The organism is Leucobacter sp. GX0328, assembly GCF_053567315.1.
On record NZ_JBSGPC010000002.1, the window covers coordinates 223,245 to 236,561 of the forward strand.

The 13,317-nt window shown below is 68.4% G+C and carries 13 protein-coding genes; 12 read left to right on the forward strand and 1 reads right to left on the reverse strand.

Going from position 1 to position 13,317, the window contains the following annotated elements; translation table 11 throughout:
• Positions 1-49: 49 nt before the first annotated feature.
• From atpE to ACUYTF_RS09275, 9 genes are all read left to right on the forward strand, one after another.
• Positions 50-277 (forward strand): ATP synthase F0 subunit C, encoded by a 228-nt coding sequence (atpE, locus tag ACUYTF_RS09235; protein WP_434142511.1) that lies wholly within the window; start codon positions 50-52, stop codon positions 275-277.
• Between the two features lie 36 nt (positions 278-313).
• Positions 314-865, forward strand: a complete 552-nt coding sequence (locus ACUYTF_RS09240; protein WP_434142512.1) for a F0F1 ATP synthase subunit B — start codon at positions 314-316, stop codon at positions 863-865.
• A complete protein-coding gene (locus ACUYTF_RS09245; RefSeq protein ID WP_434142513.1) occupies positions 865-1,641 on the forward strand; it encodes a F0F1 ATP synthase subunit delta in 777 nt (258 codons plus the stop codon). The genes ACUYTF_RS09240 and ACUYTF_RS09245 overlap by 1 nt, the downstream gene beginning before the upstream one ends.
• A gap of 57 nt (positions 1,642-1,698) precedes the next feature.
• Positions 1,699-3,324: a F0F1 ATP synthase subunit alpha gene (gene atpA / locus ACUYTF_RS09250; RefSeq protein WP_434142515.1), complete on the forward strand. Its 1,626-nt coding sequence runs from the start codon at positions 1,699-1,701 to the stop codon at positions 3,322-3,324.
• 77 nt (positions 3,325-3,401) lie between these two features.
• The gene (locus ACUYTF_RS09255; protein WP_434142516.1) at positions 3,402-4,292 is read left to right on the forward strand and encodes a F0F1 ATP synthase subunit gamma; all 891 of its coding nucleotides are present in this window, start codon (positions 3,402-3,404) and stop codon (positions 4,290-4,292) included.
• Between the two features lie 22 nt (positions 4,293-4,314).
• A complete protein-coding gene (gene atpD, locus ACUYTF_RS09260) occupies positions 4,315-5,772 on the forward strand; it encodes a F0F1 ATP synthase subunit beta (protein ID WP_434142518.1) in 1,458 nt (485 codons plus the stop codon).
• A 3-nt stretch (positions 5,773-5,775) separates the two neighbouring features.
• The gene (locus ACUYTF_RS09265) at positions 5,776-6,039 is read left to right on the forward strand and encodes a F0F1 ATP synthase subunit epsilon (RefSeq protein ID WP_434142520.1); all 264 of its coding nucleotides are present in this window, start codon (positions 5,776-5,778) and stop codon (positions 6,037-6,039) included.
• Positions 6,040-6,271: 232 nt separating this feature from the next.
• Positions 6,272-7,051, forward strand: coding sequence for a peroxide stress protein YaaA (locus tag ACUYTF_RS09270; protein WP_434142522.1), 780 nt, complete (start codon positions 6,272-6,274; stop codon positions 7,049-7,051).
• Between the two features lie 45 nt (positions 7,052-7,096).
• Positions 7,097-8,803, forward strand: coding sequence for an FAD-binding dehydrogenase (locus tag ACUYTF_RS09275; RefSeq protein ID WP_434142524.1), 1,707 nt, complete (start codon positions 7,097-7,099; stop codon positions 8,801-8,803).
• Positions 8,804-8,818: 15 nt separating this feature from the next.
• Here ACUYTF_RS09275 and ACUYTF_RS09280 read toward each other — a convergent pair whose 3' ends face one another.
• On the reverse strand, positions 8,819-9,853 hold the full coding sequence (locus ACUYTF_RS09280; protein ID WP_434142526.1) for an NAD(P)-dependent alcohol dehydrogenase: 1,035 nt from the start codon (positions 9,851-9,853) through the stop codon (positions 8,819-8,821).
• 240 nt (positions 9,854-10,093) lie between these two features.
• Between ACUYTF_RS09280 and ACUYTF_RS09285 the strand changes: the two genes are divergently transcribed.
• From ACUYTF_RS09285 to ACUYTF_RS09295, 3 genes are read left to right on the forward strand one after another with little or no spacing between them, the layout of a single operon-like run.
• The gene (locus tag ACUYTF_RS09285; RefSeq protein WP_434142527.1) at positions 10,094-11,125 is read left to right on the forward strand and encodes a zinc-dependent alcohol dehydrogenase family protein; all 1,032 of its coding nucleotides are present in this window, start codon (positions 10,094-10,096) and stop codon (positions 11,123-11,125) included.
• A complete protein-coding gene (locus ACUYTF_RS09290) occupies positions 11,122-11,790 on the forward strand; it encodes a DUF2291 family protein (RefSeq protein WP_434142528.1) in 669 nt (222 codons plus the stop codon). The genes ACUYTF_RS09285 and ACUYTF_RS09290 overlap by 4 nt, the downstream gene beginning before the upstream one ends.
• Complete coding sequence (locus ACUYTF_RS09295; RefSeq protein WP_434142530.1) at positions 11,787-13,310, forward strand: ATP-binding cassette domain-containing protein; 1,524 nt, start codon at positions 11,787-11,789, stop codon at positions 13,308-13,310. Before ACUYTF_RS09290 ends, ACUYTF_RS09295 begins: the two co-directional genes overlap by 4 nt.
• Positions 13,311-13,317: the final 7 nt, after the last annotated feature.

A 13,317-nucleotide genomic window follows, 5' to 3' on the forward strand; every position in this document is an offset into this window, starting at 1 on the left:
ACCGGGTTCGGCAACCGCCGCGCTCACCCCACGGAAGGAAACACATACTGTGTCTGTTCTCGCTGAAATCTCGGGCAGCATCTCGACCGTCGGCTACGGCCTCGCAGCGATCGGCCCGGCCATCGGCCTCGGCATCGTCGTCGGCAAGACCATCGAGGGCGTCGCTCGTCAGCCCGAGCTCGCCGGCCGCCTCCAGGTCCTGATGTGGATCGGTATCGCATTCACCGAGGCGCTCGCCCTCATCGGTATCGCCACGCACTTCATCTTCCAGGCCTAAACCGCTCACCTCTCCTAGTCTCGAAAGGGAGGCTCGATGATTAACGCAGTGATTGCAGCTGCTGAGGAAGGCGCGACGAGGAATCCGCTGATCCCCGAGGTCTACGACATCGTCTGGTCCGGGGTCGTCTTCTTCATCATCCTCGTGGCGTTCTGGAAGGTCTTCCTTCCGAAGCTGCAGGCGATGCTCGACGCGCGCGCCGAGGCGATCGAAGGCAACATCGCCAAGGCCGACGAGGCTCAGGCGAAGGCCGAGGCCGCGCTGCAGGAGTACACCGCGCAGCTCGCGAGCGCTCGCGAGGAAGCCGGGGAGATCCGCGAGTCGGCCCGCCTCGATGCCACCAAGATCGTGGCGAAGGCCAAGGACGATGCGGTCGTCGAGGCGAACCGCGTCACGCAGGCCGCTCAGGCTCAGATCGAGGCGGAGCGCCAGAGCGCCGTCGTCTCGCTGCGCAAGGATGTCGGCTCGCTCGCGATCGACCTCGCTTCGGGCGTCGTCGGCGAATCGCTCAGCGACGACCAGCGCGCTTCGGCCCTGGTCGACCGCTTCCTCGCCGACCTCGAAGCCTCCGAGAAGGCGGCCCAGTAATGGGAAGCGCGTCACGCGAAGCGCTGGCGGAGGTGCGCGGTACCCTGCGCGCCGGCCAGTCGGAAGCCACCGGCCCCGAACTGCTGCAGGCCGCCGACCAGATCGGCACCAACGCCGCTCTGGCGTCGGTGCTCGGCGATGCGACCGCAGAGGCTTCGGGCAAGACCCAGGTCGTCTCGCGCCTCTTCGGCGGACTCACCGATGACGCGCGTGCCGTGCTGACCGCCGCCGCTGCCGCTCGTTGGTCGAACTCGGCCGAGTTCGTCGAGGGCGTCGAAGAGCTCGGCATCCGCGCCGCGGCCCTGAGCGAGCCGTCGCTCGCGGACGAGCTGCTCGCCGTCGCCGATCTGATCGATCGCGACCACGAGCTCGAGCTCGGACTGGGCAGCAAGCTGATCGGGGCCGAGGGCAAGCTCTCCCTCGTGAGCGGCCTGCTCTCGGGCAAGGTCTCGGACGTCGCGCTCGCGGTCGTCCGCCAGCTCGTCGCGAACCCCCAGGGTCGTCGTCTCAACACCGCGCTCCGTAGTTCGGCCCGCATCGCGGCCGACCAGGGCGGATCCGAGCTCGCCACCGTGACCGTTGCTACGCCGTTGAACGCGCAGCAGCAGCAGCGTCTGGCGACCGCGCTCGAGCGCACCGTCGGCCGCCCGGTCAAGGTGACCACCATCGTCGACCCCGAGCTGATCGGCGGCATCCGCGTGCAGATCGCGGATGACGTGATCGACGGCAGCGTCCGCGCCCGCTTGGACGACCTCCGCCAGCAGCTCGCTGCATAGGGCACAACTTTTCATTCCCGGGGGCAGGCGCTTTCCGGAAGAGACAGAGGAAACGAAATGGCAGAACTCTCAATCAGCCCGGACGAGATCCGCGCCGCGCTGAAGGATTTCGCAGCGTCGTACGAGCCGTCGCAGTCGGGCAAGACCGAGGTCGGCACCGTGGTCGACGCGGCTGACGGCATCGCGCACGTCGAGGGCCTCCCCGGCGTCATGGCGAACGAGCTCGTCCGCTTCGCGGACGGCACGCTCGGACTCGCGCAGAACCTCGAAGAGGACGAGATCGGCGTCGTCGTGCTCGGTGAATTCACCGGCATCGAGGAGGGCCAGCAGGTCACCCGCACCGGAGAGGTGCTCTCGGTGCCCGTGGGCGAGGGCTACCTCGGCCGCGTGGTCGACCCGCTCGGCAACCCGATCGACGGCCTCGGCGAGATCGCCGGCATCGAGGGCCGACGCGCCCTCGAGCTGCAGGCTCCCGGCGTGATGGCGCGTAAGTCGGTGCACGAGCCGCTGCAGACCGGCATCAAGGCGATCGACGCCATGATCCCTGTCGGCCGCGGTCAGCGCCAGCTCATCATCGGCGATCGCCAGACCGGCAAGACCGCTCTCGCGATCGACACGATCATCAACCAGAAGGCCAACTGGGCCTCGGGCGACAAGTCGAAGCAGGTGCGCTGCATCTACGTCGCGATCGGCCAGAAGGGCTCGACCATCGCTTCGGTGAAGGGCGCGCTCGAAGAGGCCGGCGCGATGGAGTACACCACCATCGTCGCATCGCCCGCATCGGACCCGGCAGGCTTCAAGTACCTCGCCCCCTACACCGGCTCGGCCATCGGCCAGCACTGGATGTACGACGGCAAGCACGTGCTCATCGTGTTCGACGACCTGTCGAAGCAGGCCGAGGCCTACCGCGCCGTGTCGCTGCTGCTGCGCCGTCCGCCGGGGCGCGAGGCGTACCCCGGCGACGTCTTCTACCTGCACTCGCGTCTGCTCGAGCGCTGCGCGAAGCTCTCGGACGAGCTCGGTGCGGGTTCGATGACCGGTCTGCCGATCATCGAGACCAAGGCCAACGACGTCTCGGCGTACATCCCGACCAACGTGATCTCGATCACCGACGGCCAGATCTTCCTCCAGTCCGACCTCTTCAACGCGAACCAGCGCCCCGCGGTCGACGTGGGCATCTCGGTGTCGCGAGTCGGCGGCGACGCGCAGGTCAAGTCGATCAAGAAGGTCTCGGGCACCTTGAAGCTCGAGCTGGCGCAGTACCGCGCGCTCGAGGCGTTCGCGATGTTCGCGTCCGACCTCGACGCCGCGAGCCGCAAGCAGCTCGAGCGCGGCGCCCGTCTCACCGAGCTCCTCAAGCAGCCGCAGTACACCCCGTACCCGGTCGAGGAGCAGACCGTGTCGATCTGGGCCGGCACTCAGGGCTACCTCGACGAGGTCCCGGTCGAGGACATCCTGCGCTTCGAGCGCGAGTTCCTCGACTACGTCGGCCGCAACTCGGAGGCGCTGAACACGCTCCGCGAGACGAACGTGCTCGACGACGACACCGTCGCGTCGCTCACTTCGCAGGTCGAGAAGTTCAAGCTCGAGTTCCGCACTTCCGCGGGCAAGAGCCTGAGCGAGCAGTTCGAGGCCCTCGATGAGGCAGACATCAAGCAGGAGCAGCTGGTCGTCAAGAAGTAGTCGGATCGTGGGCGGGGGCCCGGTCCCCGCCCGCACCGCCACTTCGACCAACTAGCACCGACCAGTACAGGAGAGACATGGGAGCGCAACTTCGGGTCTACCGGCAGAGGATTAAGTCTGCCCAGACGACCAAGAAGATCACCCGTGCGATGGAGCTGATCGCAGCCTCTCGCATTCAGAAGGCGAAAGCGCGCGTCGAAGCCTCGACGCCCTACGCCGATGCGATCACCCGCGCCGTTTCCGCGGTCGCGACGCACTCGAACACCGATCATCCGCTGACGAGCGAGGCCGAAACGGTCGAGCGCGCGGCAGTGGTGATCTTCACCTCCGATCGCGGTCTCGCGGGCGCCTTCAACTCGCAGGTCCTCCGGGAAGCCGAGGAGCTCGCCGAGCTGCTGCGCAGCGAGGGCAAGGAAGTCGTGTACTTCCTCATCGGCCGCAAGGCGCAGGGGTACTTCTCCTTCCGCCGCCGCGCCTCCGAGCGCGTCTGGACTGGCGACACCGAGAACCCCGCGTTCTCGACCGCAGAAGAGGTCGCGCAGGCTCTGCTCGAGATCTTCGCGCGCCCCGCCGCAGAAGGCGGAGCGCAGGAGATCCACCTCGTCTACAACCGTCTCGTGAGCATGGTCAGCCAGGTGCCGCAGGTGCGCCGTCTGCTGCCGCTGCAGATCGTCGACGGCGTCGCCGAGGCCGATTCCGAGGTCTCGCCCCTCTACGAGTTCGAGCCCGACGCTGAGACGGTCCTCGACCAGCTGCTTCCCGCCTACATCGAGTCGCGCGTGTTCAACGCGATGCTCGAGTCGGCCGCGGCCAAGCACGCTGCCACGCAGAAGGCGATGAAGTCGGCGAGCGATAACGCGGATGCACTGATCCGCGATTACACGCGCCTCGCCAACAATGCGCGCCAGGCCGAGATCACCCAGCAGATTTCCGAGATTGTGGGCGGCGCCGACGCGCTGTCCAGCTAATCCAGCACGAAGAGAGAGAAACATGACCGAAACCGCCGCAGTGGCGACCGAGGCCAAGGTTGCCGGGCGTATCGCTCGCGTCACCGGCCCCGTCGTCGACATCGAGTTCCCTCACGACGGCATCCCCGCCGTCTACAACGCTCTGGAGACGACCGTCAACATGGGCGAGGGCGCTGAGCCCTTCACCCTGGTCCTCGAGGTCGCCCAGCACCTCGGCGACAACCTCGTTCGCGCCATTGCTCTGAAGCCCACCGACGGCCTCGTGCGCGGCCAGGAGGTCTCCGACACCGGCGGCCCCATCTCGGTGCCCGTCGGCGACATCACCAAGGGCAAGGTCTTCGACGTCGCAGGCAACGTGCTGAACCTCCCCGAGGGCGAGACCATCGAGGTCACGGAGCGCTGGGGCATCCACCGCACTCCGCCGGCATTCGACCAGCTCGAGTCGAAGACGCAGCTCTTCGAGACCGGCATCAAGTCGATCGACCTCCTCACCCCCTACGTGCAGGGCGGCAAGATCGGCCTCTTCGGCGGTGCGGGCGTCGGCAAGACCGTCCTCATCCAGGAGATGATCCAGCGCGTGGCTCAGGACCACGGCGGCGTCTCGGTGTTCGCCGGCGTGGGCGAGCGCACCCGTGAGGGCAACGACCTCATCCACGAGATGGAAGAGGCGGGCGTCTTCGACAAGACCGCGCTCGTCTTCGGCCAGATGGACGAGCCGCCGGGGACCCGTCTCCGCGTCGCCCTCTCGGCGCTGACCATGGCGGAGTACTTCCGCGATGTGCAGAAGCAGGACGTGCTGCTCTTCATCGATAACATCTTCCGCTTCACGCAGGCCGGTTCCGAGGTCTCGACGCTGCTCGGCCGTATGCCCTCCGCTGTGGGCTACCAGCCGAACCTCGCCGACGAGATGGGCATCCTCCAGGAGCGCATCACCTCGACCCGCGGTCACTCGATCACCTCGCTGCAGGCGATCTACGTCCCCGCGGACGACTACACCGACCCGGCTCCCGCCACCACGTTCGCGCACCTCGACGCGACCACGGAGCTCTCGCGCGAGATCGCGTCGAAGGGCCTCTACCCGGCCATCGACCCGCTGACCTCGTCGTCGCGCATCCTCGACCCCCGCTACTTGGGCGAGGATCACTACCGCGTCGCCATCACGGTCAAGCAGATCCTCCAGAAGAACAAGGAGCTGCAGGAGATCATCGCGATCCTCGGCGTCGACGAGCTCTCCGAAGAGGACAAGATCACTGTGAACCGCGCACGTCGCATCCAGCAGTTCCTCTCGCAGAACACCTACATGGCGAAGAAGTTCACCGGTGTCGAGGGCTCGACCGTTCCCCTCAAGGAGACCATCGAGTCGTTCGATGCGATCTGCAAGGGCGAGTTCGATCACGTCGCAGAGCAGGCCTTCTTCAACGTCGGCGGCATCTCGGACGTCGAGGAGAACTGGGCCAAGATGCAGAAGGAACTCGGTTAAGCCATGGCTTCGCTGAACGTGAGCGTCGTCTCGGCCGACCGCGAGGTCTGGCAGGGCGAGGCGACCCAGATCATCGCGAAGACCATCGAGGGCGAGATCGGCATCCTCGCCGGTCACGAACCGCTGCTCGCGCTGCTGGCGCGCGGCGAGGTCCGCGTGACCGGTGCCGACGGGGCGAAGACCACGGTCGACGCCGAGGGCGGTTTCCTCTCGGTCGACCATGACGTCGTCACCATCGTCGCGAGCAAGGCCGCCATCGCCGCCTGAGTGCTGACATCGCAGAAGCCGGGGTTCATCGAGCCCCGGCTTCTGCTGTCTCTCCAGGGATCGCCGATCTCGTCCGGCTGTCCGCGTGCGGGCCGGGGCTTCCGAATTTCCGACCCGACATTGCGCTCTCTCGATATGCAGAAGTCGCATATCGTTCGATCGCAGAAGGGCCGGAAATTCGGAAGCCCCACCCCGCCCGCTCCTGTATGTCCCGAACGAAAGGAAAGCCGTAGTGCTGGTCTTGCTGCCGCCGTCGGAGACGAAGCGCGTCGGGGGAGCGGGGACGCTCGAGCTCGCGTCGCTGCACGGCCATGACGCGCTCGGCGACGCGCGCGTCCGCGTGCGCGACGCACTCGTCGAGCTCAGCCGCGGCGACGAGGAGGTCGCCGCGAAGGCGCTGAAGCTCGGTGTGAAGAACCGCGGCGAGCTCGCGTACAACCTCGCCCTCGAGTCGGGCGGCGTCATGCCCGCCATCGAGCGCTACACGGGCGTCGTCTACGACGCCCTCGACGTCTCCACGCTCGACGACACCGCACGCGGCTGGATCGATGCGCACGTGCGCGTGCAGTCGGCGCTCTTCGGGCTGGTCTCCGCGCGCGACGCGATCCCTGCATACCGACTGTCGGCCGGGTCGCGACTGCCGGCGCTCGGAGCACCTCTGAAGCGCATCTGGGGCGACGCGCACGCCCGGCTCGAGTGGCCCGAAGACGCCTTCGTGCTCGATCTGCGGTCGAAGGACTACGCCGCGCTCGCACCCGTACCCGCGGAGCTCGGCTGGCACCTGCACGTCGTGCAGCGCAGCGCCGACGGCGCGGTTCGTGCGCTCAACCACTTCAACAAGGCCGCGAAGGGCGATCTCGTGCGACGGCTCGCCGAGAGCTGCGCATCGCCGCGCGACGCCGCGGAGCTCGGTTCGTGGGCAGGACGCGTCGGCCTCGAGATGTCGTTCGCCCCCGGGTCGCGCACCATCACGCTCGTGACCGAGCTCGGCGTCCCGGTGCCCTCCGCCTGAACCCGGCTCTTGCGCGCACGGCGCGGCGCGTGGCTGAATGGGGGCATGGACGCCGATGTCATCATCGTGGGGGCCGGCCTCGCCGGACTCACCGCCGCACGCGAGACCTGCCGAGCAGGCCTGCAGACGCTCATCATCGACCAGGAGGGGCCCCAGGATCTCGGCGGGCAGGCCTGGTGGTCGTTCGGGGGCCTCTTCCTCGTCGACACCCCCGAGCAGCGCCGCTTCGGGGTGCGCGACTCGTTCGAACTCGCCTGGCAGGATTGGCAGGGGAGCGCCGGGTGGGACCGCTTCGCAGGTGACCCGGACGACGATGCGAGCGATAGCGCCGACCCGGGCGGCGAGGATCTGTGGGCGGCGCGCTGGGGCCGCGCCTATGTCGAGTTCGCGGCGGGGGAGAAGCGTGCCTGGATCCGCGAGGCGGGCATCGAACTGACCCCGGTCGTCGGCTGGGCCGAGCGCGGTGACCTCACCGCGGGCGGCCACGGCAATTCGGTGCCGCGGTTCCACGTGCCGTGGGGCACCGGCACCGGCGTTCTCGCGCCCTTCGTCCGCGCCCTTCGCGAAGCGGAGGAGGTCGGCATCGCCCGCGTCCTCCACCGGCACCGCTGCGATGGGATCGTCATGGAGAACGGCCGCGCCGTCGGCGTGCGCGGCGCGACGCTCGCGGACGACGGATCGCCGCGGGGCGCCGCTTCGAACCGCGACGAGATCGGCGCGTTCGAGTTCCGCGCGGGGGCGGTGATCGTGGCGAGTGGCGGAATCGGAGGCGACCACGAGCTGGTCAGACGGTTCTGGCCCGAACGCCTCGGCTCGCCGCCGCGGAGCATGGTGACGGGGGTGCCGGCCTACGTCGACGGGCGCATGCTCGCCGTCGCGGAGCGCGCCGGAGCGCGCCTCGTGAACCGGGACCGGATGTGGCACTACACGGAGGGCGTGCAGAACTGGGACCCCGTGTGGCCCGGGCACGCCATCCGCATACTGCCGGGCCCGTCGCCCCTGTGGCTGGACGCGCTCGGGCGCCGCCTGCCGCCGCCCGGGCTCCCGGGCCACGACACGCTCGGCACGCTGCGCATGCTGCGCACCGACCCCGAGATCGCGGCATACGACCACTCGTGGTTCGTGGTGACCAGCCGCATGGCGGCGAAGGAGTTCGCGTTGTCGGGGTCGGAGCAGAACCCCGATCTCACGAACCGCGATCGGAAGCTGCTGCTCAAGACGCGCCTGGGGCGGGGTGCGCCGGGCCCCGTGCAGGCGTTCATCGACCGCGGCGCGGATTTCGTCGTCGCCGAGACGCTCCCCGAACTCGTCGAACGGATGAACGCGTTGACGGAGCGCCCCCTGCTCGATGCGCGTCGCGTACTCCGAGCGGTCGCCGAGCGCGATGCGGAGGTCGGTAACCCGTTCTCGAAGGACGCGCAGCTCATGAGTATCCGCAACTCCCGGCGCTACCTCGGCGATCGCCTCACCCGCACCACCGCGCCGCATCGCCTGCTCGACCCGGCCGCCGGCCCGCTCATCGGCGTGCAGCTGCACGTGCTCACGCGGAAATCGCTGGGCGGCATCCAGACCGACCTCTCATCGCGGGCGATCGGCCCGGAGGGCGCCCCGGTACCGGGGCTGTACGCGGCGGGCGAGGCCGCCGGCTTCGGCGGAGGCGGCGCCCACGGCTACAACGCCCTCGAAGGCACCTTCCTCGGTGGGTGCCTGTTCAGCGGGCGCGCGGCCGGGCGGGCGGTCGCCGCCGCCTGAACGTGCACGGGCGGGTCAGCGCTGCGGTTCGACGATCGACTTGATGGTGTTCGGATCCGCCGTGGAGTTCAGCGCATCGGCCACCTCTGCGAGCGAGAACGTGCCGGTCACCATCTCGTCGAGCGACACCTGACCCGACGCGGCCAGTGCGATCGCCGCCGGCCAGGTGTTCGCGTACCGGAACACGCCGGTGACGACGAGCTCCTGGTTCTGGATGCGAGTGACCGGCATGACCAGCTCGTTCACGCCCATACCGACGAGCACGGCGTGGCCGCCCGAGCGCAGCGCTTCGAGGCCGCTGAGTATCGCGGGGCCGGCGCCCGAGGCGTCGATGTAGGAGTCGGCCCCGAGCGCCGCGATCTCGGCCGCGTCGCGCACCGGGTCGAGCGTCGCCGTCGCGCCGAATCGGGTGGCGGTCGCCCGGCGCTCCTCGCTGAGATCGGTCACGACGATCTCGCTGGCGCCCGCGGCGCGCGCGACCTGGGAGAGGGCCAGGCCGATCGGGCCGGCGCCGGTGATGAGCACGCGGTCGCCGAGGCCGATGGCGGCCTTGCGGGACGCGGCGATGGCGACGGAGAGCGGTTCGAGGAGCCCTGCGCCCCAATCGCTCAGCGAATCGGGGATGCGGTGGGCGAAGTGGCTCTGGATGGTCGCGTACTGCTGGAAGGCGCCGTCGGTGCCGGGCACGGCGTAGAACTGCATCCCGGGGTCGAGGTGGTAGTCGCCGCGCAGCGTTTCGCGCGAACCGGGGGAGGGATGCTGCGGCTCGATCGAGACCCGCTCGCCGATGCGGGCGGGGTCGACGGCGCTGCCGACCGCGACGATGCGGCCGCCCGACTCGTGACCGAGCACGAGCGGCTCCGTGACGACCCAGTCGCCGAGGCCGCCCTCATGGAAGAAGTGCACATCCGAGCCGCAGACGCCGACGGCGGTGACCTCCACGAGCACCTCGTCGGGCCGCGGCACCGGCACCGGCCGATCCTGCATCTCGAGCCTGCCGGCGGACATGAGCACATTGGCGCGCATGCGCTCCGGAATGTTCGTTGTCATATCGTTATTCCTTCCCTGTGGGCTCCGAAACGGCGGCGTTCCCGGAGTTTTCATTCGACCTGGGGCGCGGGGCGAAGTGATCGCGTCCGCGTCGTGTTGACAAGCAGATGTTACGTTCTTATGATCAAAATCACGTAATCAAACGACAAGATCACGGTAAAGATAACATAACGTCTGCTGGAGCCGGGTGGTGCATTCCGCCGCCCGCCGCCCGGCTGGAAACATGCAATGGAGCTACGAATGCGCGCAGTGGTATTCACCTCTCAGGGCGAGCTGACGCTCGAAGAGCGGCCGACGCCGACGCCCGGGTACAAGGAGATCCTGATCAAGACCGCGGCCGTCGGCATCTGCGGCACGGATACCCATGTGCTCGACGGTGAATTCGAAGGCACCGTGTTCCCGCTCGTGCCCGGCCATGAGGCCACGGGCACCATCGTCGCGCTCGGCGAGGACGTGAACAGCGGCGTGTTCGACTTCAAGGTCGGGGACAAGGTCGCGGTGAACCCCTCGACGACCTGCGGCGAGTGCGAGCTCTGCCTGAACGGCCATCAGAACCTCTGCCCGGCCTGGAACGGTCTCGGCGTCGTCGCCTCCGACGGCGCCTCGCAGGAGTTCTTCGTCGCCCCCTCGCAGAACGTCTACAAGCTCAGCGAGAGCACGGACATCTACGAGGCCGCGCTCATCGAGCCCCTCGCCTGCGCCATCCGCGGTTGGGACGTGCTGCCCCGCCGCATCGGCGACCACGTGCTCGTCTTCGGAGCCGGCACGATGGGCCTGCTCATGGCCCAGCTCGCCACCCGCGCCGGCGCCGCGACCGTCACGATCGTCGACCTCAACGAGACCCGCCTCGCTACCGCAGCCGAGTGCGGCATCGAGCTGCGCTACACCAGCGCCGACGACGCCGACCGCGAGAAGTGGGACGTGGTCATCGACTGCACCGGCAACATCCGCGCGATCGAAGACGCGCTCACCCGTGTGAAGCCCGCCGGCTACTTCCAGGACTTCGGCGTCGCGCCCGCCGACAAGACCGCGCAGTTCTCGCCCTTCCGCGTGTACCGAGACGAGATCTCGATCGTCGGCACGATGGCCGTGCTGAACTCCTTCGGCCGCGCCGTGCAGATGTTCGAGGCGGGAGCGATCAACGCCCGCGCGATGATCAGCCACTCGTTCACGCTCGACGACTACGAGCAGGCGCTCGACATGTTCCGCAAGGGCGAGGGCCGCAAGCTCCAGATCCGCCCGAACGACTCAGAATCGAAGGTACTCCTGTGAACCAGACTTCACCCGAGCCGAAGCGCGCGCCGAAGGGCAAGCGCCTCTCGAAGAACGCGAAGCGCCTCATCGGCATCGCCGTCGCGGTCGTCGTGATCGCCTTCCTGGCGCTCGGCACCAAGGTCGTCTCGAGCGACGACCCGCTCGCGCAGGCGCAGGCCGCCTTCGACCCCGCCACCTTCGGCGCCGAGAAGTTCGACACCGTGAAGGAGGGCGTCGAAGACCGCGCCGTCGACTCCGTCGAGCTCGCGAACGCGATCGCCGCAGACCCGGCCGCTGCCGCCGACGAGTACGCGGTGCAGAGCTCCGGCGGCCCGGTCTTCAGCACGACGTTCACCGGCGTCGTCGGCGAAGGCGCCTCGGGCATCTACAACATCGCCGTCGACGGCATGCCCGCAGACCTCACCCTGCGCGTGCAGTTCGGCCCCGCGATCAACGGCACCGAGCTGCGCGACGCGACCGGCGACATCAAATTCGGCGAGTTCAAGAACCAGATCGAGTTCCAGAACGCCGCCGCCGCGCTGAACGACGAGGTCAAGACCCAGGTCGTCGGCGACGTCGACGTGGCCTCGCTCGCGGGCAAGACCGTCGAGATCACCGGCGCGTTCACCCTGCTGAACCCGAGCGCCTGGCTCGTGACCCCCGTGGCGGTGAATGTCGAATGAGCGCCTCGCAGACCGATGTCGTGCTCGAAGCCCGCGACATCGTGAAGACCTACGGGGGCACCCGTGCGCTGAAGGGCGTGAACTTCGAAGTGCGCAAGGGCGCCGTGACCACCCTCTTCGGCGAGAACGGCGCCGGCAAGTCGACGCTCATGAAGATCCTCTCGGGCGTCGAGCAGCCGACCTCGGGCGAGATCGTGCTCGACGGCGAGCCGGTGCACTTCGCCTCGACGAACGATGCGCGCGACCGCGGCATCTCGATCATCCACCAGGAGCTCAGCCTCGCCCCGAACCTGTCGGTGCGCGACAACATATTCATGGGCCGCGAGATCGCGGGCCCGCTCGGCGTGGACTTCGCCGAGGAGGAGCGGCAGACTCGCGCTCTCCTCGAGGAGATGCAGTTGAAGATCACCCCCGACACGCTCGTCTCCGACCTGCGCGTCGGCCAGCAGCAGATCGTGGAGATCGCGCGCGCCCTCTCGGTGAACTCCCGCATCCTCATCATGGACGAGCCGACATCGGCTCTCGCGGCCGCCGAGGTCGAGGTGCTCTTCGGCATCATCAGGGATCTGCTCGCCCGCGGCGTCGCGATCGTCTACATCTCCCACCACCTCGAAGAGGCGCTCGAGATCACCGACCTCGCCGTGGTGCTGCGCGACGGCAACATGACGGCGCACGGCGACCGCGACGAGATCGATCTCGAGTGGATCGTGAAGAACATGGTCGGTGACAACTTCGACCTCGGCTCGCCCCCCACGGGCTACGAGTTCGGCGAGAGCGTGCTGAGCGTGCAGGGCCTCACGGTGCTCGACCCCGAGAACCCCGAGCGCGCGGTCGTGAACCGGCTCGATCTCGATGTCCGCGAGGGCGAGATTGTCTGCATCTACGGTCTGATGGGCGCCGGCCGCACCGAGCTGCTCGAATCGATCGCGGGCCGCGGTCACGTCGCCGGCGGCGATGTGCTGCTCGGGGGCGCGTCGGTGCTCGGCATGTCGATCGCCGATCGCATCGAAGCCGGCATCGGCCTCGTGCCCGAGGATCGCCAGCGCGACGGTCTCGTGCAGACCTTCGACGTCGGTCGCAACCTCACGCTCGCGAGTCTCGCCGACAGCATGACCCGCGGCATGATCTCGCGCGGTATCGACAAGCTCCGCGCGAAGGACCTGATCAAGGCCGTGACGGTGAAGACCCCGGGGCCCGAACTGCCGATCGGCGCGCTCTCGGGCGGCAACCAGCAGAAGGTCGTCATCGGTAAGATCGTGGCGACCGAGCCGAAGGTGATGCTCCTCGACGAGCCGAGCCGCGGCATCGATGTGGGCGCGAAGGGCGAGGTCTTCCGCCTGCTCGCCGATCGCGCGAAGCAAGGCGTCGCCGTCGTCTACTCCACCTCGGAGGTGGGGGAGTGCCTGAGCATCGCCCACCGCATCATCGTGATGCGACGCGGGGAGATCTCGGCGGAATTCACTCCCGACGCCACCAAGGACATGATCATGGCCGCCTCCGGCGAGGCCGTGGCCGCATAACGCCTCA